This window comes from Pseudomonas sp. FW305-70 (assembly GCF_058783925.1).
Genome location: NZ_JBYSYZ010000011.1, coordinates 89,069 through 114,295 on the forward strand (window position 1 = coordinate 89,069; position 25,227 = coordinate 114,295).

Annotated in this window: 25 protein-coding genes; 18 read left to right on the forward strand and 7 right to left on the reverse strand. The window is 59.7% G+C overall.

Annotated features, from left to right (window positions below):
• The first annotated feature begins 198 nt into the window (after positions 1-198).
• From AC3WN7_RS11120 to AC3WN7_RS11180, 13 genes are all read left to right on the forward strand, one after another.
• A complete protein-coding gene (locus AC3WN7_RS11120) occupies positions 199-1,074 on the forward strand; it encodes a phosphatidylinositol-specific phospholipase C domain-containing protein (RefSeq protein ID WP_207258324.1) in 876 nt (291 codons plus the stop codon).
• A 177-nt stretch (positions 1,075-1,251) separates the two neighbouring features.
• Positions 1,252-2,121: a phosphatidylinositol-specific phospholipase C domain-containing protein gene (locus tag AC3WN7_RS11125; protein WP_102673798.1), complete on the forward strand. Its 870-nt coding sequence runs from the start codon at positions 1,252-1,254 to the stop codon at positions 2,119-2,121.
• Positions 2,122-2,229: 108 nt separating this feature from the next.
• The gene (locus AC3WN7_RS11130) at positions 2,230-3,135 is read left to right on the forward strand and encodes an AraC family transcriptional regulator (RefSeq protein WP_102673797.1); all 906 of its coding nucleotides are present in this window, start codon (positions 2,230-2,232) and stop codon (positions 3,133-3,135) included.
• A gap of 95 nt (positions 3,136-3,230) precedes the next feature.
• Positions 3,231-3,650, forward strand: a complete 420-nt coding sequence (locus AC3WN7_RS11135; protein ID WP_095966713.1) for a hypothetical protein — start codon at positions 3,231-3,233, stop codon at positions 3,648-3,650.
• Between the two features lie 190 nt (positions 3,651-3,840).
• Positions 3,841-5,151: an ABC transporter substrate-binding protein gene (locus tag AC3WN7_RS11140; protein ID WP_102673796.1), complete on the forward strand. Its 1,311-nt coding sequence runs from the start codon at positions 3,841-3,843 to the stop codon at positions 5,149-5,151.
• A 145-nt stretch (positions 5,152-5,296) separates the two neighbouring features.
• Positions 5,297-6,223, forward strand: a complete 927-nt coding sequence (locus AC3WN7_RS11145; protein WP_095966711.1) for a carbohydrate ABC transporter permease — start codon at positions 5,297-5,299, stop codon at positions 6,221-6,223.
• Between the two features lie 8 nt (positions 6,224-6,231).
• Complete coding sequence (locus AC3WN7_RS11150) at positions 6,232-7,062, forward strand: carbohydrate ABC transporter permease (RefSeq protein ID WP_095966710.1); 831 nt, start codon at positions 6,232-6,234, stop codon at positions 7,060-7,062.
• A 160-nt stretch (positions 7,063-7,222) separates the two neighbouring features.
• Positions 7,223-8,326: an ABC transporter ATP-binding protein gene (locus tag AC3WN7_RS11155; protein WP_102673795.1), complete on the forward strand. Its 1,104-nt coding sequence runs from the start codon at positions 7,223-7,225 to the stop codon at positions 8,324-8,326.
• A 16-nt stretch (positions 8,327-8,342) separates the two neighbouring features.
• Positions 8,343-9,815 carry a mannitol dehydrogenase family protein gene (locus AC3WN7_RS11160; protein WP_102673794.1) on the forward strand — a complete coding sequence of 491 codons (1,473 nt, stop codon included), beginning with the start codon at positions 8,343-8,345 and terminating at the stop codon, positions 9,813-9,815.
• A gap of 152 nt (positions 9,816-9,967) precedes the next feature.
• Complete coding sequence (xylB, locus tag AC3WN7_RS11165) at positions 9,968-11,464, forward strand: xylulokinase (protein WP_102673793.1); 1,497 nt, start codon at positions 9,968-9,970, stop codon at positions 11,462-11,464.
• Positions 11,465-11,477: 13 nt separating this feature from the next.
• The gene (locus AC3WN7_RS11170) at positions 11,478-12,422 is read left to right on the forward strand and encodes a carbohydrate kinase family protein (protein WP_102673792.1); all 945 of its coding nucleotides are present in this window, start codon (positions 11,478-11,480) and stop codon (positions 12,420-12,422) included.
• 289 nt (positions 12,423-12,711) lie between these two features.
• Positions 12,712-12,978 carry a DUF2790 domain-containing protein gene (locus AC3WN7_RS11175; protein ID WP_102673791.1) on the forward strand — a complete coding sequence of 89 codons (267 nt, stop codon included), beginning with the start codon at positions 12,712-12,714 and terminating at the stop codon, positions 12,976-12,978.
• A 91-nt stretch (positions 12,979-13,069) separates the two neighbouring features.
• Entirely contained in the window at positions 13,070-13,465 is a 396-nt protein-coding gene (locus tag AC3WN7_RS11180) for a hypothetical protein (protein WP_095966704.1), read from the forward strand.
• On the opposite strand, the gene AC3WN7_RS11185 is transcribed toward AC3WN7_RS11180, so the two are convergent.
• Positions 13,462-13,728 (reverse strand): DUF1652 domain-containing protein, encoded by a 267-nt coding sequence (locus tag AC3WN7_RS11185; RefSeq protein WP_102673790.1) that lies wholly within the window; start codon positions 13,726-13,728, stop codon positions 13,462-13,464. The two genes, AC3WN7_RS11180 and AC3WN7_RS11185, sit on opposite strands and share 4 nt — an antisense overlap.
• 294 nt (positions 13,729-14,022) lie before the next feature.
• Between AC3WN7_RS11185 and eco the strand changes: the two genes are divergently transcribed.
• Positions 14,023-14,505 carry a serine protease inhibitor ecotin gene (eco, locus tag AC3WN7_RS11190; RefSeq protein WP_095966703.1) on the forward strand — a complete coding sequence of 161 codons (483 nt, stop codon included), beginning with the start codon at positions 14,023-14,025 and terminating at the stop codon, positions 14,503-14,505.
• Positions 14,506-14,536: 31 nt separating this feature from the next.
• On the opposite strand, the gene ilvA is transcribed toward eco, so the two are convergent.
• On the reverse strand, positions 14,537-15,550 hold the full coding sequence (gene ilvA / locus AC3WN7_RS11195; protein ID WP_102673789.1) for a threonine ammonia-lyase, biosynthetic: 1,014 nt from the start codon (positions 15,548-15,550) through the stop codon (positions 14,537-14,539).
• 247 nt (positions 15,551-15,797) lie between these two features.
• Between ilvA and AC3WN7_RS11200 the strand changes: the two genes are divergently transcribed.
• Entirely contained in the window at positions 15,798-16,133 is a 336-nt protein-coding gene (locus tag AC3WN7_RS11200; protein WP_102673788.1) for a DUF2834 domain-containing protein, read from the forward strand.
• A 127-nt stretch (positions 16,134-16,260) separates the two neighbouring features.
• On the opposite strand, the gene AC3WN7_RS11205 is transcribed toward AC3WN7_RS11200, so the two are convergent.
• Positions 16,261-17,412 carry a PQQ-dependent sugar dehydrogenase gene (locus tag AC3WN7_RS11205; protein ID WP_102673787.1) on the reverse strand — a complete coding sequence of 384 codons (1,152 nt, stop codon included), beginning with the start codon at positions 17,410-17,412 and terminating at the stop codon, positions 16,261-16,263.
• 65 nt (positions 17,413-17,477) lie between these two features.
• Positions 17,478-17,825 (reverse strand): hypothetical protein, encoded by a 348-nt coding sequence (locus tag AC3WN7_RS11210; RefSeq protein WP_102673786.1) that lies wholly within the window; start codon positions 17,823-17,825, stop codon positions 17,478-17,480.
• A gap of 193 nt (positions 17,826-18,018) precedes the next feature.
• Between AC3WN7_RS11210 and ku the strand changes: the two genes are divergently transcribed.
• Positions 18,019-18,879 (forward strand): non-homologous end joining protein Ku, encoded by an 861-nt coding sequence (ku, locus tag AC3WN7_RS11215; protein WP_102673785.1) that lies wholly within the window; start codon positions 18,019-18,021, stop codon positions 18,877-18,879.
• Positions 18,880-18,929: 50 nt separating this feature from the next.
• Here ku and lpxO read toward each other — a convergent pair whose 3' ends face one another.
• Positions 18,930-19,829 (reverse strand): lipid A hydroxylase LpxO, encoded by a 900-nt coding sequence (lpxO, locus tag AC3WN7_RS11220; RefSeq protein ID WP_102673836.1) that lies wholly within the window; start codon positions 19,827-19,829, stop codon positions 18,930-18,932.
• 488 nt (positions 19,830-20,317) lie between these two features.
• Between lpxO and AC3WN7_RS11225 the strand changes: the two genes are divergently transcribed.
• Both AC3WN7_RS11225 and AC3WN7_RS11230 read left to right on the forward strand, forming a co-directional pair.
• Positions 20,318-21,904, forward strand: a complete 1,587-nt coding sequence (locus AC3WN7_RS11225) for an ABC-F family ATPase (protein WP_033044478.1) — start codon at positions 20,318-20,320, stop codon at positions 21,902-21,904.
• 262 nt (positions 21,905-22,166) lie between these two features.
• Positions 22,167-23,354, forward strand: coding sequence for an MFS transporter (locus AC3WN7_RS11230; protein ID WP_102673784.1), 1,188 nt, complete (start codon positions 22,167-22,169; stop codon positions 23,352-23,354).
• Positions 23,355-23,367: 13 nt separating this feature from the next.
• Here the strand turns inward: AC3WN7_RS11230 and AC3WN7_RS11235 are convergent, their stop codons facing one another.
• Positions 23,368-24,405 carry an alpha/beta hydrolase family protein gene (locus AC3WN7_RS11235; RefSeq protein WP_095966696.1) on the reverse strand — a complete coding sequence of 346 codons (1,038 nt, stop codon included), beginning with the start codon at positions 24,403-24,405 and terminating at the stop codon, positions 23,368-23,370.
• Positions 24,406-24,572: 167 nt separating this feature from the next.
• Complete coding sequence (locus tag AC3WN7_RS11240) at positions 24,573-25,184, reverse strand: FMN-dependent NADH-azoreductase (RefSeq protein WP_095966695.1); 612 nt, start codon at positions 25,182-25,184, stop codon at positions 24,573-24,575.
• Positions 25,185-25,227 lie beyond the last annotated feature (43 nt).

A 25,227-nucleotide genomic window follows, 5' to 3' on the forward strand; every position in this document is an offset into this window, starting at 1 on the left:
GTCCACATCCCCATCAAAACGCCGACAGGATACTCACTGAATTCCGTCGGCGTTTTGCATTTCAGGGTGGCTAACCTATTCAAGGCACTGCGACGCTGTAGATAAGTAACACCCCTCCCTTTGTCACTCCGGATAGTTTCGGGCTGCCTGGAACCTGAAGCCTTCAGGTTGCCAGTGCATTCAGACAAAGGAACAACCATGACAGTCAAAAAAACGGAATTTATCTACAAACAGAACTGGATGAGCAACATCCTCGACGTAGACAGATTAAAACTCACCGATATTGTCTGGCCCTGCACCCATAACGCCGGCATGGACAAAAAAGCACCTGATTTTGATGATGTGACCGGTAACTGGACCACTTGCCAGAGCGATTCATTTGCCTGGCAACTGGCCAATGGCGCACGGGCCTTGGATATTCGCCTCGAATACGCGGAAGATCCGCAAGCGGTTTTTTACTTTCAGCACAGTGGCCATCGCTCGGGTCGGGTACTGGACGAATTGATCGAGGCAGTGCTGTCGTTTCTTGATCGCAACCCGGATGAATTCCTCGTACTGGACTTTCATGAACTCAGGGATGGCGGCAAGCCTTTCGATTATAAGAAGCTCAACGAGCAACTGGTGCGGCGACTCGGGATGCGGGTCATACTTCCTGCCAACAGGCATGCCACCGTGGGCGAACTCAAGCGCTCCAGTACAAGTCGGCGAATTGTCATGGCAGCGCAGTTCAGGCCTGGTCTGGACGATAACTGTTTCTGGCCGCGCATCCCCCACAAATGGCGCGACAGTACATTCACCGGTTCCGGCGATCTGCGGACCTATATTGCGGAAACCCTGGAAGATGCGCCTTACGACACATTTTTTTGGTCATTGTCGGCAACTGCCTACACGCTATTTGGCGGACCAAGGAATATCAAAGAAAAGATCAACGACTGGTTCAATACCACCGCAGACTGGGTGACGCGTTGCAGCATCATCAATACCGACTTTTTCGACACATCTGAAATTGTCCGTTACTGCTGGAGTGCCAGCAGCATGAAGGCTGTTTACGGCCCCTCACTGCACAAGACATGATCGAGGCGAGAACCAATAAAGTGCGCAGGACCGGCACTCGCTGGCCTGCCGCTACCCAACATCCCGTATGAAGTTGATGATTGACCGCGCGCGTCCCACGACAAAATACTTGATCGCCTTCAATCAACACTACTTTGGCACAACTTGTCATTCATCAATCAATGCAAGGACGCATTAATGAACAATACGACCCGAGACGATTACGCACTCTATAACTGGATGAGCGCTACACCGGCAATCGACAACCTCTCGCTTGGTGAACTTACGCTACCCGGCACACACAATGCAGGGTGCGACCGGCAAGCGAGCTATCCACTGATCCCCGGCGCCCACTGGCTGGCCTGCCAGCACGATTCGTTCGCAGCTCAACTGAACAACGGTTCACGCGCACTGGATTTACGACTGGACTTTGACGGCGCGGCCCCAGAGTTTGAAAAATTCCGATTCCAGCACAATGGCTATCGCTCATCTCGTAACCTGTTAGCTTTATTTGCTGCAGTGAATCTGTTTTTGCGCGATAACCCTGACGAGTTTGTGATTCTGGATTTTCATCAACTCAAGGACGGGCAACAATCGTTCGACTACGCACTCTTCAGCGAGATGATGCTGCGTTATCTTGGCGAGAGAATAATCCCTACCGGCAATAGAGGCCTGCCACTTGGCGAGCTTAAGAAAATCAGCGGCAAGCAGCGAGTTCTGGTAGCGGCCCAACAACATCCGGAGTTAAATCCCGCCTGGTTCTGCGAGAAAATCGAACACAAATGGAGCGGAATTGGCGACACAAATGTCAAGGAACTGGAGCAGCACATCACGAACGTGTTGAGGTCGCCACCTCCCCGTACCCGCTTGTGGTCACTGTCCGCCACAAGCTACTCAAAAGCTGGAGGCCCCGTCGATATCCATGATGAACTGGATAACTGGTTTGACCCTGCCACCCACAACCGAAGCGAAAGGTGCAACATTATCAATGTCGATTTCATGGAGGAGTCGCAACTGGTTGCCTACTGCCGTAGCGCAAGCTTGATAAATGCCAGAAGAGCCAGATAGTCGCGAAAGCCGAGAAGGCTCCTGTCAGGTTTCACGACATCGACAACTGGCATTAGCCCCCCCACAAGAGGCATGATCAGGACGCGATAACAAGAAAAGTGCATCGACATGCCCCGTATTGCCAGAGTCACCGATCCTTCCTATGAGTTGATGGACGACCACAATGGTTTGTCCATCATTTACCGCCAGCACGGTTTTCCCTGCCCGCTGGTGCGCTGGCATTTCCACAAGGAATACGAGTTGCACCTGATCGTCGCCAGCTCCGGCAAGGTGTTCATTGGCGACTACATCGGCAACTTCTATCCGCAAACCCTGTTCCTGACCGGCCCCAACCTGCCGCATAACTGGATCAGCCAGGTGGCCGAGGACGAAGTGGTGCCCAAGCGCGACATGCTGGTCAACTTCACCGACGAGTTGTTCGACAGCGGCTATCACGTGTTCGCCGAGCTCAAGACCCTGGCACCCTTGCTGGAGCGCGCGCAGTACGGCATCGAGTTTCGCAGCAAGCACACCATTGCCCAGGCCATGCAGTTGATGCAGCGTATTGCCGACACCAGCGGCATGACCCGGCTCGGGCATTTTTTCATCCTGCTCGAATTGCTCGCCGCCACCGACGACTACCAATTGCTCTCCGGCGCCACGACGCCGCAGTTGGCCGACGAGAACAACATCGATCGTACCAACCGTGCGGTGGATTACATCTTCGCCCATTACGGCCGGGAATTGCCGCTGGAAGAAGTCGCCGAACATCTGGGCATGAAGCCCACATATTTCAGCCGCGTATTCAAACAGGCCACCGGGCGCAATTTCATCGAATTCGTCAATCGCCTGCGCATCAGCAAGTCCTGCGAGTTGCTGGCCGATGGCAACAAACCGGTCACGGACGTGTGCTTCGAATCGGGCTTCAACAACATTTCCAACTTCAACCGGCGCTTCCAGCAGCTCAAGGGCATGACGCCTTCGCATTACCGGCGATTGGTGGTGCAGCGGCTGACCGAGCAAAACCAGGGATAGCCGCTGGTCGGAACTGGTAGTTTTGACAGTGGTTTGGCCGTGATGGGTTATCCATGCTTGCAGCACCCCAGCCATCCACATCGAGACCTCAGACCATGCGCCCCGATTCCTCGCAAGATTCCGTCACTCCAACAATCATCGACGAATACGCACGCTTCAACAAACCGGGAGAAACCCAACAGTGGACGGGCGAAGGTGAAATAAAACAGGATGACATCACCGAAGAGAACTGCTGGTTTTCAACCCGCGCCCGGCGGGATTTTGGGGAGCAACTTACGCCGTCGATTGACGTCCGGGTGCTGATCCGCCTCCGCGGTCTTTTTCCCGGCGAAACATTGATTGCTGAGCATCCCGCTGGTGTCCACGAGATCCAGGGGCTGCCTTTTCGTCAGCACAGTTCGTACCTGATTACAGGTGCAAAAGCCGATGCGGATGGAAAATTCTTCGTGCAGTTTAAATTGGCCACCGGACAAACCATGTCGATTGATTCAATCCATGTGCGAGCGCCCGTGTGAGCTGCAAAGCAAGGATTAGCATTTCAGCAACTCTCCATCAGTGCAAAATAGTATCAGCCAAAGTGCTGCCAACGCTTTGTCATCGTCCGTATTGAAGGTTGTAATCAGTGCACATTCTTCCTGCCTTCGGAAGACACAAAAACAATAACTGTCCTTCTGTAACCCGCCGGGTGCAGAAAAGGAGTGCACGATGCAACCTTCGGCAAAAACCCTGCTTGCCCTCACCTGCATGACCCTCAGCAGTGTCAGCCTTGGCGCCCAGACCCTGACCATCGCCACCGTCAACAACAGCGACATGATCCGCATGCAAAAGCTCTCGAAAACCTTCGAGGCCGAGCACCCGGACATCAAGCTCAATTGGGTGGTGCTCGAGGAAAACGTCCTGCGCCAGCGCCTGACCACCGACATCGCCACCCAGGGCGGGCAATTCGACGTGCTGACCATCGGCATGTACGAAGCGGCACTCTGGGGTGCCAAAGGCTGGCTGGAGCCGATGAAGGATTTGCCGGCCAGCTATGCTCTGGACGACGTGTTCCCGTCGGTGCGCGAAGGCCTGTCGGTCAAAGGCTCGCTGTACGCCCTGCCGTTCTACGCCGAAAGCTCGATCACCTATTACCGCACCGACCTGTTCAAGGACGCCGGCCTGAGCATGCCCGAGCGCCCGACCTGGGAACAGATCGGTGAGTTCGCCGCCACACTCAACAAACCGGACCGGGAACAGTACGGCATCTGCCTGCGCGGCAAGGCCGGTTGGGGCGAGAACATGGCGCTGGCCACCACCATCGCCAATGCCTATGGCGCGCGCTGGTTCGACGAACAGTGGCAGCCGCAATTCATCGGGCCCGAGTGGAAGAATGCGCTGAACTTCTACGTCGAGACCATGAAGCAATCCGGCCCGCCGGGTGCATCGAGCAACGGATTCAACGAAAACCTGGCGCTGTTCAACAGCGGCAAATGCGCGATCTGGGTCGATGCCAGCGTCGCCGGCTCGTTCGTCACCGACAAGAGCCAGAGCAAGGTCGCCGATCACGTCGGTTTCGCCTATGCGCCGCATCAGGTCACTGACAAGGGTTCGGCCTGGTTGTATTCCTGGGCGCTGGCCATTCCGGCCAGTTCCAAGGCCAAGGACGCGGCGAAAACCTTCAGCGCCTGGGCCACTTCCCGGGAATACAGCGCACTGGTCGCGGAAAAAGACGGCATCGCCAACGTGCCGCCCGGCACCCGGGCCTCGACCTACAGCGAGGCCTACATGAGTGCCGCGCCGTTCGCCAGGGTGACGCTCGAATCGCTCAAGGCCGCGGACCCGGGCAAGCCGACGCTCAAACCGGTGCCTTACATCGGCATCCAGTTGGTGACCATTCCCGAGTTCCAGGGCATTGGTACCCAGGTCGGCAAATCCTTCTCGGCGGCGCTGATCGGCCAGACCACGGTCGACCAGGCGTTGGCGGCGGCCCAGCAAATCACCGAGCGCGAGATGAAACGCGCCGGGTATCCCAAGTAACCCCGTCACCAATGTGGGAGCGGGCTTGCTCGCGAAAGCGGAGTTCCAGTCGCAAAAGATGCATCGGATGTACCAGCCTCTTCGCGAGCAAGCCCGCTCCCACAGTTGATCTTCATCTGCCCGTACTCAACCGGTTCTGATCACCATGAATACATCAACTGCCAAAGCTCACATGGACATTGCCCAGCCGCAGCGCAAAAGCCGCGTGGCCAATCCCGGCTGGTTTCTGGTCAGCCCTTCGGTGGCACTGCTGCTGTTGTGGATGATCGTGCCGCTGGGCATGACCCTCTACTTCTCGACGATTCGCTACAACCTGCTCGATCCCGGCGAGAACGCGTTCGTCGGGCTGGAGAACTTCACCTACTTCCTCACCGATTCAGGCTTCCTGCCCGGCGCCACCAACACCCTGTTGCTGGTGGGCAGCGTGCTGTTGATCAGCGTGGTGTTCGGTGTGCTGATCAGTGCACTGCTGGAGGCCAGTGAGTTTTTCGGTCGCGGCATTGTGCGGGTCATGCTGATCTCGCCGTTTTTCATCATGCCCACGGTCGGCGCGCTGATCTGGAAGAACCTGATCTTCCACCCGGTGTCGGGGATTCTCGCCTACGTGTGGAAACTGTTCGGCGCACAACCGGTGGACTGGCTGGCGCACTACCCGCTGCTGTCAATCATCATCATTGTCTCCTGGCAATGGCTGCCGTTCGCCATCCTGATCCTGATGACCGCCATGCAGTCCCTCGATCAGGAACAGAAAGAGGCCGCTCGCCTGGACGGTGCCGGCCCCATCGCGATCTTCTGGCACCTGACCCTGCCGCACCTGGCGCGGCCGATCGCGGTGGTGGTGATGATCGAAACCATCTTCCTGCTCTCGGTGTTCGCCGAAATCTTCACCACCACCAACGGCGGCCCCGGCTACGCCTCGACCAACCTCGCGTACCTGATCTACAACCAGGCGCTGGTGCAGTTCGATGTCGGCATGGCCTCGGCGGGCGGTTTGATCGCGGTGGTCATCGCCAACATCGCGGCGATCATTCTGGTGCGGATGATCGGCAAAAACCTGACCGACAAAGCCTGAGGCCTGCCATGACTCTTCAACAATCCCGTCGTTTGCAAAGCCTGTTGCTCGGTACGTTGGCCTGGGCCATCGCGATCCTGATCTTCTTCCCGATCTTCTGGATGGTACTGACCAGCTTCAAGACCGAAATCGAGGCCTTCGCCACGCCGCCACAGTTCATCTTCACACCGACGCTGGAGAACTACCTGCACATCAACGAGCGCAGCGACTACTTCAGCTTCGCCTGGAACTCGGTGGTGATTTCCTTCAGCGCCACGGCCCTGTGCCTGCTGATCGCGGTGCCGGCGGCCTACTCCATGGCGTTCTACGAAACCCGGCGCACCAGAGGCACGCTGCTGTGGATGCTCTCGACCAAGATGTTGCCGCCGGTGGGCGTGCTGATGCCGATCTACCTGCTGGCCAAGAGTTTCGGCCTGCTCGACACGCGGATTGCGTTGATCGTCATCTACACGCTGATCAACCTGCCGATCGTGGTCTGGATGATTTACACCTACTTCAAGGACATCCCCAGGGACATCCTCGAAGCCGCGCGGCTGGATGGCGCAACGCTGGTCCAGGAGATGCTCCGGGTATTGCTGCCGATCGCCAAGGGTGGCCTGGCGTCCACGGTGCTGCTGTCGCTGATCCTGTGCTGGAACGAGGCCTTCTGGTCGCTGAACCTGACCTCGTCGAAAGCCGCGCCACTGACCGCCTTGATTGCCTCGTACTCAAGCCCCGAAGGGCTGTTCTGGGCCAAGTTGTCGGCGGTCTCGACCCTGGCCTGCGCGCCGATCCTGATCTTCGGCTGGATCAGCCAGAAACAGTTGGTCCGCGGCCTGTCGTTCGGCGCTGTGAAATGAAGCCCCCCGACCAAATGCGATCCCTGTGGGAGCGAGCCTGCTCGCGATGGACGTGAACGATAACGTGTACCACCTGGATGAAAGCGCCGCCCGCTAGTTCATCGCGAGCAAGCTCGCTCCTACAGGTTCAACCGAATAACGAAAACGGAGGCCCATCACCATGGCCAACCTGAAAATCAAGAATCTGCACAAAGGCTTCGAAGGTTTTTCCATCATCAAGGGCATCGACCTTGAAGTGAACGACAAGGAATTCGTGGTCTTCGTCGGCCCGTCGGGCTGCGGCAAATCCACGCTGCTGCGCCTGATTGCCGGGCTCGAAGAAGTCAGCGGCGGCACCATCGAACTCGATGGCCGCGACATCACCGAAGTGAGTCCGGCCAAGCGCGACCTGGCGATGGTGTTCCAGACCTACGCCCTGTACCCGCACATGAGCGTACGCAAGAACATGTCGTTCGCCCTTGACCTTGCCGGCGTGGCCAAAGCCGAAGTGGAGAAAAAGGTCAGCGAAGCGGCGCGCATCCTCGAACTGGGGCCGATGCTGGAGCGCAAGCCCAAGCAACTGTCCGGCGGCCAGCGCCAGCGTGTGGCGATTGGCCGGGCCATCGTGCGCAACCCGAAAATCTTCCTGTTCGACGAACCGCTGTCCAACCTAGACGCGGCCCTGCGGGTGCAGATGCGCCTGGAATTGCTGCGCCTGCACAAAGACCTGCAAGCGACGATGATCTACGTCACCCACGATCAGGTCGAAGCCATGACCATGGCCGACAAAGTGGTTGTGCTCAACGGCGGCAAGATCGAGCAAGTCGGCTCGCCACTGGATCTCTACCACCAGCCCGCCAACCTGTTCGTCGCCGGTTTCCTGGGTACGCCGAAAATGGGTTTCCTCAAGGGCAAGGTCACCCGCGTCGACAGCCAGGGCTGCGAGGTGCAACTGGACGCCGGCACTTGCATCAGCCTCGCTCTGAGCGGCGCCAACCTGAGCGTCGGCAGCGCAGTGACCCTGGGCATTCGCCCGGAACACCTGGAACTGGCCAAGCCCGGCGACTGCACCTTGCAGGTCACCGCCGATGTCAGCGAACGCCTGGGCAGCGACACGTTCTGCCACGTCCGGACTTCCTCCGGCGAAGCCCTGACCCTGCGCGTCCGCGGCGACCTGGCCAGCCGCTACGGCGAAACCCTGAGCCTGCACCTGGACGCGCAACACTGCCATTTATTCGATGCCGACGGCATGGCGTTGACTCGCCCGTTGCGCGTTGCCGCCTGATCCCAGAGAGCCTGTGATGAAACTCAATAAACAGAACCTCAGCCGCCTCGCTCCCGGAGTGGCCCTGCCCGCCTACGCGTTGGACGATACCCGTCAGGGCATTGCGCACATCGGCGTCGGCGGCTTCCATCGCGCCCACCAGGCGTTTTACACCGATGCGCTGATGAACACCGGAGAAGGCCTGGACTGGGCCATTTGCGGTATCGGCCTGCGTGCCGAGGACCGTCGCGCCCGTGACGATCTCAAGGATCAGGACTACCTGTTCACCCTGTTCGAGCTCGGCGATGGCGACGATACCGAAGTGCGGGTGATCGGGGCCATCCGCGACATGCTGCTGGCCGAAGACGACACCCGGGCATTGATCGACAAACTGGCCAGCCCCGAGATCCGCATCGTCTCGCTGACCATCACCGAAGGCGGTTACTGCATCGACGACAGTACCGGTGAGTTCATGGCGCACTTGCCGCAGATCCGGCATGATCTCGCGCACCCCGACACGCCAACGACCGTGTTCGGCCTGCTCTGTGCCGCACTGGCCAGGCGCCGCGCCGCCGGCACAGCGGCCTTCACCCTGATGTCCTGCGATAACCTGCCGCACAATGGCGCCGTCACCCGCAAGGCCCTGCTGGCCTTCGCCGCCTTGCACGACAGCCCACTGCGCGACTGGATCGACGCCAACGTCAGTTTCCCCAACGCCATGGTCGACCGCATCACGCCGATGACCAGCACCTCGCACCGCCTGCAACTGGCGGACCAGCATGGGGTGGACGATGCCTGGCCGGTGGTCTGCGAACCCTTTGTGCAATGGGTGCTGGAAGACAATTTCGTCAACGGTCGCCCGGCCTGGGAAAAGGTCGGCGTGCAGTTCACCGACGACGTCACGCCCTACGAAGACATGAAGATCAAGCTGCTCAATGGCAGCCATCTGGCGCTGACCTACCTGGGATTCCTGAAGGGTTACCGTTTCGTCCACGAGACCATGAACGATCCGTTGTTCGTACGCTATATGCGCGCCTACATGGACCTGGACGTGACGCCGCAACTGGCCCCGGTGCCGGGAATCGACCTGACCGAGTACAAGAACACCCTGGTGGCGCGTTTCTCCAATCAGGCGATTGCCGACCAGCTTGAACGGGTGTGTTCGGACGGCTCTTCGAAGTTTCCGAAATTCACCGTGCCGACCATCAACGGCCTGATCGCCGATGGCCGCGAGACCAAACGCGCGGCCTTGGTGGTGGCGGCGTGGGCCTTGTACCTGAAGGGCGTGGATGAACATGGCGACACGTACAGCATTCCCGATCCTCGTGCCGGGTTCTGCCAGGCGCTGGTGGCCGATGATGTGCTGATTACCCAGCGGTTGCTGGCTGTCGAAGATATTTTTGGTACGGCGATACCCCGCTCGGCGGAGTTTGTCGCGGCGTTCGAGTGGTGCTGCAACAGTTTGCGCGAGGTGGGGGTGTCGCGGACGCTGGAGCGGGTGTTGGCGTAAGTCCTGCGGCGGAGCTGCTGCCGTCTTCGCGAGCAAGCCCGCTCCCACAGGAAAGCGCCATTTCAAGTTCTGCGCATGACCTGTGGGAGCGGGCTTGCCCGCGAAGGCGGCCTGACAGGCGACATCCATGTTGAATGATCCAAGGATCCACTATGCCAAACCAACAACGCTTCCTCGGCATCGACTGCGGCACCCAGGGCACCAAGGCCATCATCCTCGACGCAGTCAGTGGTGAAGTGCTCGGCCAGGGCGCGGCCAGCCATAGCCTGATCAGCGCGGCCAATGGCCGTCGCGAACAGGACACCCGTCAGTGGCTGGAAGCCTTCGCCACGGCCACCCGCCGCGCGTTGCTCGCGGCCAGGGTCGATGGCCAGTCGATCCTCGGCATTGGCGTGTCCGGCCAGCAGCATGGCCTGGTGCTGCTCGACGAACGGGGCCAGGTGCTGCGTCCGGCCAAGCTCTGGTGCGACACCGAAACCACGCCGGAGAATGACCGTCTCCTGGCCCACCTCGGCGGCGAACAGGCTTCGCTGGAGCGCCTCGGCGTGGTCATCGCGCCGGGCTATACCGTATCCAAGCTGCTCTGGACCAAAGAGCAACATCCCGAGGTGTTTTCCCGGATCGCCCGTATCCTGCTGCCCCACGACTACCTCAACCATTGGCTCACCGGCCGCAGTTGCAGCGAATACGGTGATGCCTCGGGCACCGGGTACTTCAATGTGCGTACCCGGCAGTGGGATGTGCAGTTGTTGCGCGACATCGACCCCAGTGGACGCCTGCAAGCGGCGCTACCCGAACTGATCGACGCGCACCAGGCTGTCGGCACGATTGTGCCGGGGATTGCCGAGCACCTGGGCATCAATCCGCGGGCACGGGTGTCCAGTGGCGGCGGCGACAACATGATGGGGGCCATCGGCACCGGCAATATCCAGCCCGGTGCAATCACCATGAGCCTCGGCTCGTCAGGCACGGTGTACGCCTATGCCGATCAGCCGAACATCGCCCCGGATGCCGCAGTCGCCACGTTCTGTTCTTCCAGCGGCGGCTGGCTGCCATTGATCTGCACCATGAACCTGACCAATGCCACCGGCCTGATTCGCGACTTGCTGGACCTCGACATCGATCAGTTCAACGCACTGGTTGCCAAAGCGCCCATCGGTGCTGAAGGCGTGAGCATGTTGCCGTTCTTCAACGGCGAGCGGGTGCCCGCCCTGCCCCATGCCAGCGGCTGCCTGTCGGGCCTGACCATGAGCAACCTGACCCGGGCCAACCTGTGTCGCGCGGTCGTCGAAGGCACGACGTTCGGTTTGCGTTACGGACTGGACCTGCTACGCCACAATGGCTTACAAAGCCGCAGCATTCGGCTGATCGGTGGCGGTTCGAAAAGCGCGGTGTGGCGGCAGATCGTCGCCGACATCATGAATACCCCCGTGATCTGCACGGAACACAGCGAGGCCGCGGCCCTGGGTGCGGCGATCCAGGCGGCCTGGTGCGTATCCCGGGGAACCGGGAACGAACTCAGCCTGGCGGACTTGTGCGAGCGCTGCGTGAAACTCGACCCGGCCAGTGAAACCCTGCCGGTCGCCGACAATGTACGAGCCAGTCAGCAGGCTTATGAACGCTATCGACAGCAAGTCGCAACCCTTTGAAGAGTGAACAACTATGTACCTGGTGTGTGGCGAAGCGCTGTTCGATTTTTTCAGTGAAAACGACGCCGGTGGTCTGGCGTCCAAAGTGAATTTCAAAGCCATCGCCGGTGGCTCGCCGTTCAACGTGGCCGTGGGATTACGCCGGTTGGGCGTGGATTCGGCGTTGTTGGCCGGGTTGTCCACCGACTACCTGGGCCGGCGCCTGTTGCAGGTGCTGCAGGATGAAGGTGTGCGCCAGGACTTCCTGCTGGATTTCGCCGCGCCGACCACCCTGGCGATGGTCGCCGTGGGCGCCAATGGCTCGCCGCAATACAGCTTCCGTGGCGAAGGCTGCGCCGATCGACAGTTGCAGCCGGAGCACCTGCCGGCACTCGGGCCTGAAGTACGCGGCCTGCATATCGGATCGTTTTCCCTGGTGGTGCAGCCGATTGCCGACACCCTGTTGGCATTGGTGCGCCGGGAAAGCGGCAAACGCCTGATCAGCCTCGACCCGAACGTGCGCCTGAACCCGGAACCGGACATTGAACGGTGGCGTAAACGGATCGCGATGCTGGTGGAATTGGCCGACCTGATCAAGGTCAGCGACGAGGACCTGCATCTGTTGTACCCAGGCCAGGACCCGGCGCAAGTGATCGAGGGCTGGATGCAGCATCGCTGCCAGCTGGTGTTCCTGACCCGGGGTGGCGAAGGCGCGACCGTGTTCAGCCGGGCCCACGGCTCGTGGTCGACTCCGGCCTGCGCGGTAAAAATCGCCGACACCGTGGGCGCCGGCGATACCTTTCAAGCGGCGTTGATTGCCTGGTTGACCGAGCAGCAACTGGATTCGGTGGCGGGAGTAAAGCAACTTGGCCGCGAGCAGATTGACGGCATGCTGAAGTTCGCGGTGCAGGCGGCGGCGTTGACGTGCAGCAAGACCGGGCCGGATCTGCCTTATCGGGAGCAGTTGGATTTGCGCTGAATTTGTGGGCCTCTTCGCGAGCAGGCTCGCTCCCACAAGGTTGCGGGGCGTTCATGACATTTGTGTCGACGCTCGGGCTATGTGGGAGCGAGCCTGCTCGCGATGGTCTTAACTGATACACAGGATCGCGCCTTCGCGACAGGCGGCGTTCAGCCGGGTTAACCCTCGTTTAACCGTGCGGTCCAACACTTCACTGGACCGCACGCCCTCAGACTGTTCTGACGCCCGGTGCGGCAGGTTCGACAGGCCACACATCGAACTGACTTTCCGTACGCACTGGAGATCGCTGATGAACACTCGCACCTTGCTGGTTACCGCCGCCCTCGCCTGCACCGCGTTTACCGGCCTGGCACAGGCCAATGACACCGCTACCTCTCAAGCCGTGCCCTATCACTACGGCATGCCATTGCATGTCAGCAAAGTGATTTCACTGACCGAGCCGGACACCCTGGAGTGCAAAGTGGTGATGGCCGACATGAAGTACCTCGATGACACGGGAAAGCCCGCAGAAATCACCTACCGTAAACTTTCCGACGCCTGCGAGAACCAAGGCTGACCGAAACGTCTGATTTGATACTTGACGGTGTTCCTTTGAGGGCTGCGGCGCTATGCTCTAGCGCCCCCCTCACTGCCCGCAAGGATTGGCCATGCAGTTTTCGTTTCGCACCTTGTCGATGTTTACCGCCGCCTTATGCCTTTTGCTGAGCCTGGTCTGGGGTTTGGCACCTCAATGGCTACTGTCGCTGTGGGGTATCGAATTTTCATTCGTGGCGGGATTGGTCGCGCGCCGCACCGCGGTGCTGTTCGCAGCGTTTAGCGTGATCTCTTATCTGGTTCGCAACGCCCCCCCTTGCGCAACCCGCAATGCGCTGAGCCTCGGCTTCGTCGTCGGCTGCTGGGGATTGGCCGTGCTGGGTTTTGCCGAATGGCTCGCCGGCCATGTCGGGCCGGGCATGTTGCTGGCTGTCGGGCTTGAACTGGCGCTGGGCCTGGCATTCTTCCAGACCCGGCGCGTGTCGGTGGAGCTCGAAACGGCAGGTTAAAGCGCCCTGCCCAGCATGGAGTATGGTTCGTCTTCTACGTGATGCTGTCTGGAACGCAGTTGGGTGATCAACTCGTTTATTTCCCGACAACCATTGAGTCCGGAGGCATCGATGCCGGTGACCATCAGATCGAGCTGATCGGTTTGCCCGTCGGCATAGATCTTCACGGTCATCGACAGATCCGGTGACAACGTGCACTCGCAACGTTTGGGTAAAAAGCTGGCTTCGATGATATTGCGAAGTTCCAAGGCAGAAAGAAACATGGCGACCTTCTCCTTTGTGAGACTGCCAATCAACATCAACGCTCGCTCGTATGCTCTCTCATATAAAAGCCCGGCAAGCTTCAAGGACAGCTACAGCATAAAACATACCCCGGATTTCGGAGCGCAGCTCATCGGCAATTCAAGGGTTTAGGTCAGTCACCTGTAAAACCTGCCGTGCAGCTTGCATTATACGCCCCTGGCGCCCCCTGCAATTTGCACGCTGGGCGCCGCGGATTTGCATTCGTACCACTCGACAGTGAAAATGCCGCCCTTCACTTCAAGCAAGGAAGCATCATGAATTCTTTGACCGTTAACGCTGGCGCTGCGCTGTTCGCACTGGGCCTTGCCAGCGTGGCACATGCCGCCAAACTCGAAGACACCGCGCCCTATCCGAAAGCCGGGAGCGGGTTTATCCGCCAGGTGATTCACCTGGCGCCACAGCCCCGGGAAGACGACTTCCAGGTCGAGATCCTGGCCGGCAAAACCATGACCGTGGACTGCAACCGCCCGCGTCTGGGCGGCATTCTCGAAGAGAAGAACCTCGAGGGTTGGGGCTACCCCTTCTATCGCCTGGAAAAAGTCATTGGCCCGATGAGCACGCTGATGGCCTGCCCGGACGGCACGAGCAAACAGGATTTTGTGCCGGTGGTCGGTGACGGCTTCCTGCTGCGTTACAACAGCAAGCTGCCGCTCGTGCTCTACGTGCCCAAGGACATCGAAGTGCGCTACCGAATCTGGTCGGCGTCGAACAAGGTCGAGAAGGCCATTCAGGAATAACCCGGGCATCTGTTATCGGCCTGCACCAGGGTCATGCCGGCGCGCTGCTCAACGCGGCGCGCTCGGCCACATGCCCCAGGCTGTCAAAATTGATGTTGGCACCGGAATCGATGGCGACCAGGGTCTGACCACGGACCCCGCTTTGTGCCACGTACTGCTTGATTCCGGCCACGGCCAGTGCACCGGAAGGCTCGGTGATCGAGCGGGTATCGTCGTAGATATTCTTGATGGCGGCGCAAAGCTCGTCATTGCTGACCGTCACCACCTCATCAACGCAAAACCGGCAGACCTCAAAACCGTAAGCGCCGATCTGCGCCACCGCCACTCCATCGGCAAAGGTGCCGACCCTGGGCAGGATGACTCGCTCACCGGCCAGCAACGCGGCTTGCAGGCACGCCGAATGCTCCGACTCGACGCCGACGATGCGCACCTGCGGCTGCAAGTATTTGATGTAAGCGGCGATGCCGGCGATCAGCCCCCCGCCCCCCACCGGCACGAAGATCGCATCCAGCGGACCTTGATGCTGACGCAGGATTTCCATGGCGACCGTGCCTTGGCCCGCGATCACATCCGGATCGTCAAAGGGCGAAACAAAGGTGCGCCCGCTTTCCCCGGCCAGCTCCAGTGCATAGGTGAGCGCAAACGGAAAACTTTCGCCATGCAATACCGCATCGGCGCCCCGGCTACGAACTCCGATCACCTTCAATTGCGGCGTAGTGGAAGGCATTACGATGGTGGCACTGATCCCCAACTCCCGCGCTGCCAGCGCCACACCCTGCGCATGATTACCGGCAGAAGCCGTGATCACGCCGCAAGCCTTTTGCGTGTCGCTCAGTTGCACCAGCTTGTTGTAGGCGCCGCGGATCTTGAAGGAAAAGGTCGGTTGCAAGTCTTCACGCTTGAGCAGGATCTGGTTGCCCAGTACCTCGGACAAGGCCGGTGCCGTTTGCAACGGCGTGCGCACCGCCAGTTCATACACCGGCGCGGCAAGGATTTTTTTGACGTAGCGTTCAAGCAGGGCTTGCTGGTCGGTTGTAAAACTCATGGTCGTCTCCTGACATGGATCGGGGCCCAGGAGACAGAAAGTAAAAACCCGCCTCGAGGGCGGGTTGGGTGCTGCAGTCGTGAGCTAGCCCGCCAAATGAGGAATGGCGGTAATAATGCTTGGCTGGCAGCGCAATACGGTGGAAGTCATGGCTCGAAATTAGCCGGGCGTTGATGGCAAGTCAATGGCAAATTTGTGCAGATCCCTCTAGGCTGCCGATTCCAGTCATTGCCCAAGGAAGGAACACATGAATGCCATTGCCCTGCCCCTTATCGCCCTGATCGCCTTTGCCGGCTATACCCTTTCGGTGATGCTCCAGGCCGAACAATCGCTGATCGACTTCGGCATCAGCCTGATGTCACGTCCCGATACTGCGCAGGTGGTGATCGATCTGTACTTGCTGGCGACGCTGGCGGGTATCTGGATGTACCGGGATGCGCGAAAGCGCGGGCTGTCGACGCTTTCGGTGGTGCCTTATCTATTGATCACCGCTGTGTTTGTGTCGGTCGGGCCATTGTTGTATCTGGTGGTACGCGGGGTTCAGGATCGCCGAAAATTGCCTGCTACGACTCGACAGTTGTAGAAGCCTTGAAATTGCTTTCGCGAGCAAGCCCGCTCCCACACTGGGGCTGTGTTGTTCACTGGTTTTGCGCCCTCACACTGAAATCCTCTGTGGGAGCGGGCTTGCTCGCGAAGGCGGCGTGTGAGCTTCACTTCAATCCGACTTTATACAACGCACCATCCTCTTCATCGGTCAACACATACAAATACCCGTCCGGCCCCTGTCGCACGTCGCGAATGCGCTTTCTCAACGCCCCGAGCAACCGTTCCTCGTGCACCACCTTGTCGCCATTGAACTCGAGACGAATCAGCTCCTGGCTGACCAACGCGCCGATGAACACATTGCGTTGCCAGGCCTTGAACCGATCGGCATCGTAGAACGCCATGCCGCTCAGGCCCGGGGACTTTTCCCAGACATGGTTCGGGGCAACGGTGCCTTCAACGGTTTCACCCCTGGCTTCGGGAATCGGTTTACCGGAGTAGTTGATGCCATGGGTCGCCAGCGGCCAGCCGTAATTCCTGGCGCGCTCGATGATGTTGATTTCATCGCCGCCCAGAGGGCCATGTTCGTTTTCCCACAGCGTGCCGTTCCACGGGTTGAGCGCCGCGCCTTGCGGGTTGCGCTGCCCGTAGGACCAGATTTCCGGGCGCACGTTGGCCTGGCCGACAAAGGGGTTGTCCTTGGGCACCGTGCCGTCCGGGTAGATTCGCACCACCTTGCCTTGCAGCTTGTCGAGGTCTTGGGCGGTCGGGCGTTCATTGTTTTCCCCCAGCGTCACGAACAGATAGCCGTCGCGATCGAACACCAGCCGCGAACCGAAATGGTTGCCTTGCGAGAGTTTGGGTTCCTGGCGCAGGATCACCTGAAAGTCCTTGATCGCCGTCAGATCGTCGGAGAGCCGGCCGCGCCCCACCGCAGTTCCCGCCTTGTTGTCCTCTCCACCCCCTTCGGCATAGGACAGATAGACCATCCGGTCCTTTCTGAAATCGGGTGACAGCGCGACGTCGAGCAAGCCGCCCTGCCCCTTGGCCCAGACCGCCGGCACGCCATTGAGCGGTGCCGACAGCTTGCCGTCGGCGGTGACCAGCCGCAGGTTGCCGGGCCGCTCGGTGACCAGCATGCTTTTACCATCCGGCAGGAATGCCAGCGCCCAGGGGTGCTCCAGTCCCGTCACGACAGGGGTCACCTCGAGTGTGCCCTCTTCGCTTTTCATCGTCTGGGTGGGCGCGGCGAGCACAGGGACAGTGGCGGTGATCAATACGCTGGTACAGAGGATTGCCAATGAGTTTTTACGCAACATGCAGACTCCTTTTCTGATGATCATAAGGTCTGAAAAAACCCCTGGGCACACGTCATGCCGGCCGCTCAGCGGTTGCCGGTGCCGGCGTCTCGTGGCGCAGGATTGGGAATGAATGTCGGTGGGCTGGCGGGAGCGCTCCGCTCGGGGTAGCGATTACCGATGCCGCCGTTGTCCAGTGTCGGCGGGCGCGGGACCGGCACGGTATTGGGCCCGCGAATGGCCGGGGCACTGGGTCGGGTGCCTTGCATGCTGTTGGGGTTGGCCCGGTTGATCGGGCTGCTGTAAGGATTATTGTTGGTGTTGCCCGGCAGATTCTGGGCCATGCGCAGCGAAGCAGAGGTATCGGCCTCGACCATTGGGCCCAGTACAGCACTCAGGGCCAGCGCAATGGCGCCAGACACGTATCGGTTCATGGCGGTGCCTCGCTACGTCACGTGGATAAGGACTTCGATATCACGCTACGCCCGGGGTTCGTATTTGTTAACAAAAACCTCCCCGGCAAGATGTAACACGACGTTGATCCGGTTAAAGGAACGGCCCCAAAGGCCACGGAAACTTTTGCTCGAGGCCGCAGGTCACCTGAACATCACTCGCGAGTAGACGACCATGGCACGGGCAATCTGGAAAGGCGCAATCAGCTTCGGACTGGTGCATATCCCCGTGGCGCTGGTCTCGGCAACGTCTTCCCGGGGCGTCGATTTCGACTGGCTCGACAGCCGCAGCATGGACCCGGTGGGCTATAAGCGTGTCAACAAGGTCACGGGCAAGGAAGTCACCAAGGAGCACATCGTCAAGGGCGTGCAATACGAAAAAGGCCGGTACGTGGTGCTCAGTGAGGAGGAGATCCGCAGCGCTCACCCGCTCTCGACCCAGACCATCGACATTTTTTCCTTTGTCGACGGCGAGCAGATTCCCTTGCAGAACATCGACACACCCTACTACCTGGCGCCCGACAAGCGCGGCGGCAAGGTCTATGCCCTGCTGCGCGAAACCCTGAGCAAAACCGGCAAGGTCGCCCTCGCCCATGTGGTACTGCACACCCGTCAGCACCTGGCCGCGCTGATGCCTCTGGAGTCGGCGCTGGTGCTGGTGATGCTGCGCTGGCCGGCGGAAGTCCGGAGCCTCGATGAGTTGGCGCTGGGCAGCGAAGTGACCCGGCCGGAACTGGCCAAGGGCGAGCTGGACATGGCCAGGCGCCTGGTGGAGGACATGAGCGCCCAGTGGTCGCCGCAGGACTATCGGGATGGTTTCGAGGACAAGATCATGGCCCTGGTGGACAAGAAGGCGCACGAAGGCAAGATTGAAGACGTCGAAACCGCCTCTGGTGAAGAGCTACGTAAAACGGCGGATGTCATTGACCTGACCGAACTGCTCAAGCGTAGCCTGGGCAGCAAGGGTGCCGGCAAAGCAACGGCCAGGCCCAAGGCGAACAGCAAACCGGCGGCGAAGAAGAAAGCCGGTCAGTGATTGGCTGGATGTACCGGCCTTATCGTCTGGACGCCGCCCGGACATACCACTCAGATCAGAATGATGACCACCAGCAACCCCGCGAAGATCGACCACTTTTCGAGGTAGTAAAGCTTGCGGTTGCGTTTTTTCAGTTGTTTGCCGTGCAGGCGAACCTTGTAGATCTTGCCGAACAGGCGGTTGAGGCCGCCGGTCTTGTCGCCCGCCTCGTTTGGCGCACCCGCCGCCGACATGACATGGCGACTGAACCAGCGATTGAATGCTGCTGCCCACCTGTATTTCATTGGCCGCTCGACGTCGCAGAACAAAATGATGCGGTTTTGCTGCGTGGTGTTTTCTGCGTAATGAATGTAGGTCTCATCGAACATCACCGCTTCGCCATCGCGCCAATGGTAGTCCTGGCCATCGACATTGATGTAGCAACCCTCGGCGTTTGGGGTTTCCAGACCCAGGTGATAACGGTACGAACCGGCATACGGGTCGCGGTGGCGCACCAGTCTGGATCCCGGTGGCAACTCGGCGAACATTGCCGCCTTGATCGAACCAATGCTCTGCACCAGCTCGGTGGTACGCGGGCAGAGCTTCATGGCCGATGGATGGCTGTCGCCGTACCATTTGAGGTAGAAGCGCTTCCAGCCGGTCTTGAAAAACGAGTTGAAACCGACGTCATCGAACTGGTTCGAACGCTTGATCTGGCCGGCCCGAAGCAAATTCTGGCCTTCGGCACGAATTTCTTCCCAGTGCGCCTGCAGCGGACGCAGGTCGGGGAAGTCGGCCGGGTCGAGATAGGGTTTGTTGGGGATTTTCGAAAACAGATAAAGAAAGCAATTGATCGGAGCCAGAAACGTCGAGTGATCACTCAACTGGCGGCCCAGCTTATGGCGCACTTGGCCACGCAGGTGGACATACGCAATAGAGACAACGTAGATAACGGCAATGATCAGTTTCACGGAAATCGTCACACGTCAGAAGAAAACAAACTGCGCCCTTTACCGGAATGCCGGTCTCCGGGTCTTGTGCAGCGGCTGAAAACGAAACAGCGGCCCTGTAGCACCATTGAGCTACACCGACGATCGGCGCTTAGCCGACAGATGGCATTTTAGCCACAGTTTGTAACCGATAGTTAACCTGTAACTGTGAAAAACTGTCCACAAAATCCGTCGAAACGTCACTGCGGCCTCAACGCCCTATCGTTTAAAGAGCCAGACCAGTACAATCGCCGCCAAACTTTACGCGCCCCCAGGTTGAAAGCGGGAAATTCCCCTTTCAGCGCACGTCGACTCGGGTCAGGCGCGCCACATGCTGCTGTCCACTTAATGCCAGATTGAACTTCCACTGCCGATCGGGATGAATGTCCCGCGGACCGGACAGTGGAAACGGGTACTGAACCGGTACTGCCGCAACCCTAGCTACTCTGAATGCTTCGCAGGAAAAACCTTTGATTTCTACAGCTAACATCACGATGCAGTTCGGCGCCAAGCCGCTCTTCGAAAACGTTTCGGTCAAGTTCAACGGTGGCAACCGTTACGGCCTTATCGGCGCCAACGGTTGCGGCAAGTCGACCTTCATGAAGATCCTCGGCGGCGACCTGGAGCCGTCCGGCGGCCAGGTCATGCTGGAGCCGAACGTGCGTCTGGGTAAATTGCGCCAGGACCAGTTCGCCTACGAAGAATTCACCGTGATCGACACCGTGATCATGGGTCACGAAGAGCTGTGGAAGGTCAAGGCCGAGCGCGACCGCATCTATTCTTTGCCGGAAATGAGCGAAGAAGACGGCATGGCCGTGGCCGAGCTGGAAACCGAATTCGCCGAAATGGACGGCTACACCGCCGAATCCCGCGCCGGTGAACTGCTGCTGGGCCTGGGTATTCCCCTGGAACAGCATTTCGGTCCGATGTCCGAAGTGGCTCCGGGCTGGAAGCTGCGCGTATTGCTGGCCCAGGCGCTGTTCTCCGATCCGGAAGTGCTGTTGCTCGACGAACCGACCAACCACCTGGACATCAACACCATTCGCTGGCTGGAATCGATTCTCACCGTGCGTAACAGCACCATGATCATCATTTCCCACGACCGTCACTTCCTCAACAGCGTCTGCACCCACATGGCCGACCTGGACTATGGCGAGCTGCGCCTGTTCCCGGGCAACTACGACGAGTACATGACCGCGGCGACCCAGTCCCGCGAGCAACTGCTGTCGGACAACGCCAAGAAAAAAGCCCAGATCGCCGAACTGCAAACGTTCGTCAGCCGCTTCTCGGCCAACGCCTCGAAAGCCAAGCAGGCCACTTCCCGCGCCAAGCAGATCGACAAGATCCAGCTGGCCGAAGTCAAGCCATCGAGCCGCGTGAGCCCGTTCATCCGCTTCGAACAGACCAAGAAACTGCACCGCCAGGCCGTGACCATCGAGCAGATGTCCAAGGGCTTCGACGGCAAGACCCTGTTCAAGAACTTCAGTTTCACCGTCGAAGCCGGCGAGCGCGTGGCGATCATCGGCCCGAACGGTATCGGCAAGACCACCCTGCTGCGTACCTTGATGGGTGAGCTGACCCCGGACGCCGGTTCCGTGAAGTGGACCGAAAGCGCGGAGCTGGGCTACTACGCCCAGGACCACGCCCATGACTTCGAAGACGACGTCAGCCTGTTCGACTGGATGGGCCAGTGGACCCAGGGCGAGCAGATCATTCGTGGCACCCTGGGCCGCATGCTGTTCTCCAACGACGAGATCCTCAAGTCGGTCAAGGTCATTTCCGGTGGTGAGCAAGGCCGCATGCTGTTCGGCAAGCTGATCCTGCAAAAGCCGAACGTTCTGGTGATGGACGAACCGACCAACCACCTGGACATGGAATCCATCGAGGCGCTGAACCTGGCGCTGGAAAACTACCCGGGCACGCTGATCTTCGTCAGCCACGACCGTGAGTTCGTATCGTCCCTGGCCACCCGCATCATCGAGTTGAGCCCGAACGGCGTGACCGACTTCAGCGGCACCTATGACGACTACCTGCGCAGTCAGGGTGTGGTGTTCTAAGGGCAGCTAAAAGCCTTTAGCTGCAAGTGAAAAGCCCTGTCCATGTGACGGGGCTTTTTGTGTTTCATGGCCAGGATTTTGTTGGGTACCGAATCCTTCGCGAGCAAGCCCGCTCCCACATTTGGGATGCATTTCCCCTGTGGGAGCGGGCTTGCTCGCGAAGAGGCCCTCGATACCAGCAATAATTAGTTAGCCTGCTTCCTTTTACCCCACCACCGCGCCATGATGCAGTTCTCCCACCGCCGCCCGCGAAAGAGCCCTCATGTCTGTGCAGCAAGTGCCCCCGCAAAGCGCCATGGCGATCACCCTGCAGATCGTCTCCATCGTGTTCTATACCTTTATTGCCTTCCTCTGCATCGGTTTGCCGATTGCGGTATTGCCGGGTTATGTCCACGAGCAATTGGGGTTCAGTGCCATCGTGGCCGGGCTGACCATCGGCTCGCAATACCTCGCCACCCTGCTCAGTCGCCCCATGGCCGGGCGCATGTCGGACAGCGTCGGCACCAAGCGGGCGATCATCTATGGCTTGTCCGGGATTGTGCTCAGTGGCCTGCTGACGCTGCTGTCGACCCTGTTGCAAGGTTTTCCATTGCTCAGCCTGCTGATCCTGATCGCCGGGCGCTTGTTGCTGGGCATTGCCCAAGGCTTGATCGGCGTCGGCACCATCAGTTGGTGCATGGGTCAGGTGGGCGCCGAGCACACCGCGCGGTCGATTTCCTGGAACGGCATCGCCTCCTATGGTGCGATTGCCATTGGTGCGCCGCTGGGCGTGGTCATGGTGCAACAACTCGGTTTCGCCAGCCTGGGCATCGCCCTGTCGCTGCTGGCCCTGGCTGCACTATTGCTGATTCGCAACAAGCCCTCGGTGCCGGTGGTACGTGGTGAACGCTTGCCGTTTTGGGCGGTGTTCGGGCGCATTGCGCCGTTTGGCGCGAGCCTGAGCCTGGCTTCCATCGGCTACGGCACCCTGACGACTTTTATCACCCTGTATTACGTCAATCGCGGCTGGACCGGTGCCGCCTATTGCCTGACCGTGTTCGGGGTCTGTTTCATTCTGTCGCGGCTGCTGTTCATTTCCGCCATCAACCGATTTGGCGGGTTCACCTGCGCCATTGCCTGCATGTGCATCGAGACGGTGGGCCTGGTGCTGCTGTGGCTGGCACCATCGACCGGGTACGCGCTGATTGGCGCCGGCCTGACCGGCTTCGGCCTGTCGCTGGTGTACCCGGCGCTGGGCGTCGAGGCCATCAAACAGGTGCCCAACTCCAGCCGGGGGGCAGGATTGAGTGCCTATGCGGTGTTTTTCGACCTGGCGCTGGCGATCGCCGGCCCCTTGATGGGCGCGATCGCATTGAACATGGGGTATTCGTGGATTTTCTTCAGTGCGGCGTTGTTGTCGGTGATCGGCCTGGGACTGACCCTGCTGCTCAAGCACCGCGCCATGGCTTGACCCTCAGCAGGAGCTATTGATCAGCCGTCTGCATCCCGGCCCGGGTCGCCCTGCCCAGGGTGCGCGAGAAGAAGCTTCCGGCTTCAGAGATCAGATTGCGATGAATGTCTTGCCGATCGACGCCATCGGCATCGGTACACAGCGCGGGCATGATCGCTATCTGCTCGTCATTGCACGGCGCCATGAAGACGAAGTGCCCTGCTCCCGCCAGTAACTTGAAGTCAGGCGCCGTCGGCAACTTGCGCGCCAGTGCCGCGGCGTTCTTGTCCACCGCCACCAGCTTGTCGCCATCACCGCTGTAAAGCAGCACCGGCACGTGCACATCGGCCAGGGTGTGGCGACCGAACTTCAGGCTCAACGGCGCCATCAGCATCAAGGCGTGCACGCGTGGGTCCGCCACCGGTTGCAGGTCGTCGCGGTCGACAATCAATTCGCCTTGGGTATTGCAGGCGTCGCGGTCGTCCGGACGTTCCTGGCAATAACGGCGCAGGCGATCCAGGTCCGGCGTGGCGCCGGACAGAATCAATGCGGTCTCGCCACCGGCCGAATAACCAATGACGCCAACCTGATCGGCGTTGACGAAGGGGGACAACATGCGGTCGCCCAGGGTGGCCGTTATGGCTTCGGAAATCTGGATCGGCCGGCCGTACAGGTTACTCAAAGTACCGAGGCGGCTGTGGTCCCTGGAGTTGTCACCGGGGTGGATCACCGCCACCACGACGAAACCTTTGCGTGCCAGCGAGGTGGCGAGGTCGTGCAAGGCCAGGGGGGTTCCGGTGTTGCCGTGGGACAGCATCAGCATCGGGAACCGGCCTATCGCGACCTTGGTGTCCTCCCCGGCTTCGACGGTATAACCCTCGAGTTTGCTGGTGTGCTCCCAATCACTGGAAGGATAGAAGGCGATGGCGCGCATCGGCTGCAGGTCCAGTGGGTCGAGAAACGTCATCTCATGAAAGCCGACGCTCCAGTGCGGATGCGGTGCAGGCGCGGCGTGCACTGTATTCAGGCTGCAGAGCAGGCAAATCAGTAAAGTTGCACAAAGACGCACCATGAGATGCCCACCTTGTTACCGGACTTGAGACGTACCCCCTGAATAGCATAAGTCGGGCCACATATTGAAACGACCAGAAACAAAAAACTCCGTAGCTGGTACTTGCGCAACCAGAATACAGAGTTTTTTTTGGTTTACCGGAACGGTTGCTAACTTTTACGCAAGCCTTACGCTGCGGCGAACAACTGCTCGTTGATTTGCGCGTGAGCAGCGCTCATCGCTTTGCTGCGAACGTCGTCACCGTAAGCCAGACCTTCGGCGCGGACGATTTCGATGTCGGTGATACCGATGAAACCGAACAGCAACTTCAAATATTCTTCGTGGGCAACACCGGTTGCCTGGCCGGCGTGCATGCCGCCGGAAGTCGAAACGATCACCACTTTCTTGCCGCCGCACAGGCCTTCAGGGCCGGCTTCGGTGTAGCGGAAGGTCTGGCCGGCGACGGCGATGCGGTCGATCCAGGCCTTCAACTGAGTCGGGATGGTGAAGTTGTACATCGGTGCAGCGATCACTACGGCGTCGGCAGCCAGGAATTCGGCCAGGGTCGAGGCGCTCAGTTCGGCTTCGTGCTGTTGTGCGGCGTTGCGCAGTTCAGCGGTGGTGCCGGCGGCGACCAGGGTAGTGGAAGAGAAATGGCTGATGGCGTCAGCGGCCAGGTCGCGGTAGGTCACGACGGCGGTCGGCTCGGCGGCTTGCCAGGCCTTGACGACATCACCGCTCAACTGACGGGAAGCCGAGTTGTCGCCCAGGATGCTCGAATCGATGTGCAGCAGTTTCATGTGGGATCTCCAAGTGAGGATCGCCCACAAGGGCGATCTGATG

Excerpts from the sequence above, each read along its gene's own strand:
- AC3WN7_RS11175 (WP_102673791.1), top strand. The coding sequence starts at position 12,712 with ATGAACACTCGCACCTTGCTGGTTACCGCCGCCCTCGCCTGCACCGCG.
- AC3WN7_RS11130 (WP_102673797.1), top strand. The coding sequence starts at position 2,230 with ATGCCCCGTATTGCCAGAGTCACCGATCCTTCCTATGAGTTGATGGAC.
- AC3WN7_RS11145 (WP_095966711.1), top strand. The coding sequence starts at position 5,297 with ATGAATACATCAACTGCCAAAGCTCACATGGACATTGCCCAGCCGCAG.
- ku (WP_102673785.1), top strand. The coding sequence starts at position 18,019 with ATGGCACGGGCAATCTGGAAAGGCGCAATCAGCTTCGGACTGGTGCAT.
- AC3WN7_RS11155 (WP_102673795.1), top strand. The coding sequence starts at position 7,223 with ATGGCCAACCTGAAAATCAAGAATCTGCACAAAGGCTTCGAAGGTTTT.
- AC3WN7_RS11170 (WP_102673792.1), top strand. The coding sequence starts at position 11,478 with ATGTACCTGGTGTGTGGCGAAGCGCTGTTCGATTTTTTCAGTGAAAAC.
- AC3WN7_RS11120 (WP_207258324.1), top strand. The coding sequence starts at position 199 with ATGACAGTCAAAAAAACGGAATTTATCTACAAACAGAACTGGATGAGC.
- AC3WN7_RS11230 (WP_102673784.1), top strand. The coding sequence starts at position 22,167 with ATGTCTGTGCAGCAAGTGCCCCCGCAAAGCGCCATGGCGATCACCCTG.
- AC3WN7_RS11200 (WP_102673788.1), top strand. The coding sequence starts at position 15,798 with ATGAATGCCATTGCCCTGCCCCTTATCGCCCTGATCGCCTTTGCCGGC.
- AC3WN7_RS11125 (WP_102673798.1), top strand. The coding sequence starts at position 1,252 with ATGAACAATACGACCCGAGACGATTACGCACTCTATAACTGGATGAGC.
- AC3WN7_RS11180 (WP_095966704.1), top strand. The coding sequence starts at position 13,070 with ATGCAGTTTTCGTTTCGCACCTTGTCGATGTTTACCGCCGCCTTATGC.
- AC3WN7_RS11150 (WP_095966710.1), top strand. The coding sequence starts at position 6,232 with ATGACTCTTCAACAATCCCGTCGTTTGCAAAGCCTGTTGCTCGGTACG.
- AC3WN7_RS11160 (WP_102673794.1), top strand. The coding sequence starts at position 8,343 with ATGAAACTCAATAAACAGAACCTCAGCCGCCTCGCTCCCGGAGTGGCC.
- ilvA (WP_102673789.1), bottom strand. The coding sequence starts at position 15,550 with ATGAGTTTTACAACCGACCAGCAAGCCCTGCTTGAACGCTACGTCAAA.
- AC3WN7_RS11185 (WP_102673790.1), bottom strand. The coding sequence starts at position 13,728 with ATGTTTCTTTCTGCCTTGGAACTTCGCAATATCATCGAAGCCAGCTTT.
- AC3WN7_RS11210 (WP_102673786.1), bottom strand. The coding sequence starts at position 17,825 with ATGAACCGATACGTGTCTGGCGCCATTGCGCTGGCCCTGAGTGCTGTA.
- eco (WP_095966703.1), top strand. The coding sequence starts at position 14,023 with ATGAATTCTTTGACCGTTAACGCTGGCGCTGCGCTGTTCGCACTGGGC.
- AC3WN7_RS11205 (WP_102673787.1), bottom strand. The coding sequence starts at position 17,412 with ATGTTGCGTAAAAACTCATTGGCAATCCTCTGTACCAGCGTATTGATC.
- AC3WN7_RS11235 (WP_095966696.1), bottom strand. The coding sequence starts at position 24,405 with ATGGTGCGTCTTTGTGCAACTTTACTGATTTGCCTGCTCTGCAGCCTG.
- xylB (WP_102673793.1), top strand. The coding sequence starts at position 9,968 with ATGCCAAACCAACAACGCTTCCTCGGCATCGACTGCGGCACCCAGGGC.
- AC3WN7_RS11240 (WP_095966695.1), bottom strand. The coding sequence starts at position 25,184 with ATGAAACTGCTGCACATCGATTCGAGCATCCTGGGCGACAACTCGGCT.
- AC3WN7_RS11140 (WP_102673796.1), top strand. The coding sequence starts at position 3,841 with ATGCAACCTTCGGCAAAAACCCTGCTTGCCCTCACCTGCATGACCCTC.
- AC3WN7_RS11135 (WP_095966713.1), top strand. The coding sequence starts at position 3,231 with ATGCGCCCCGATTCCTCGCAAGATTCCGTCACTCCAACAATCATCGAC.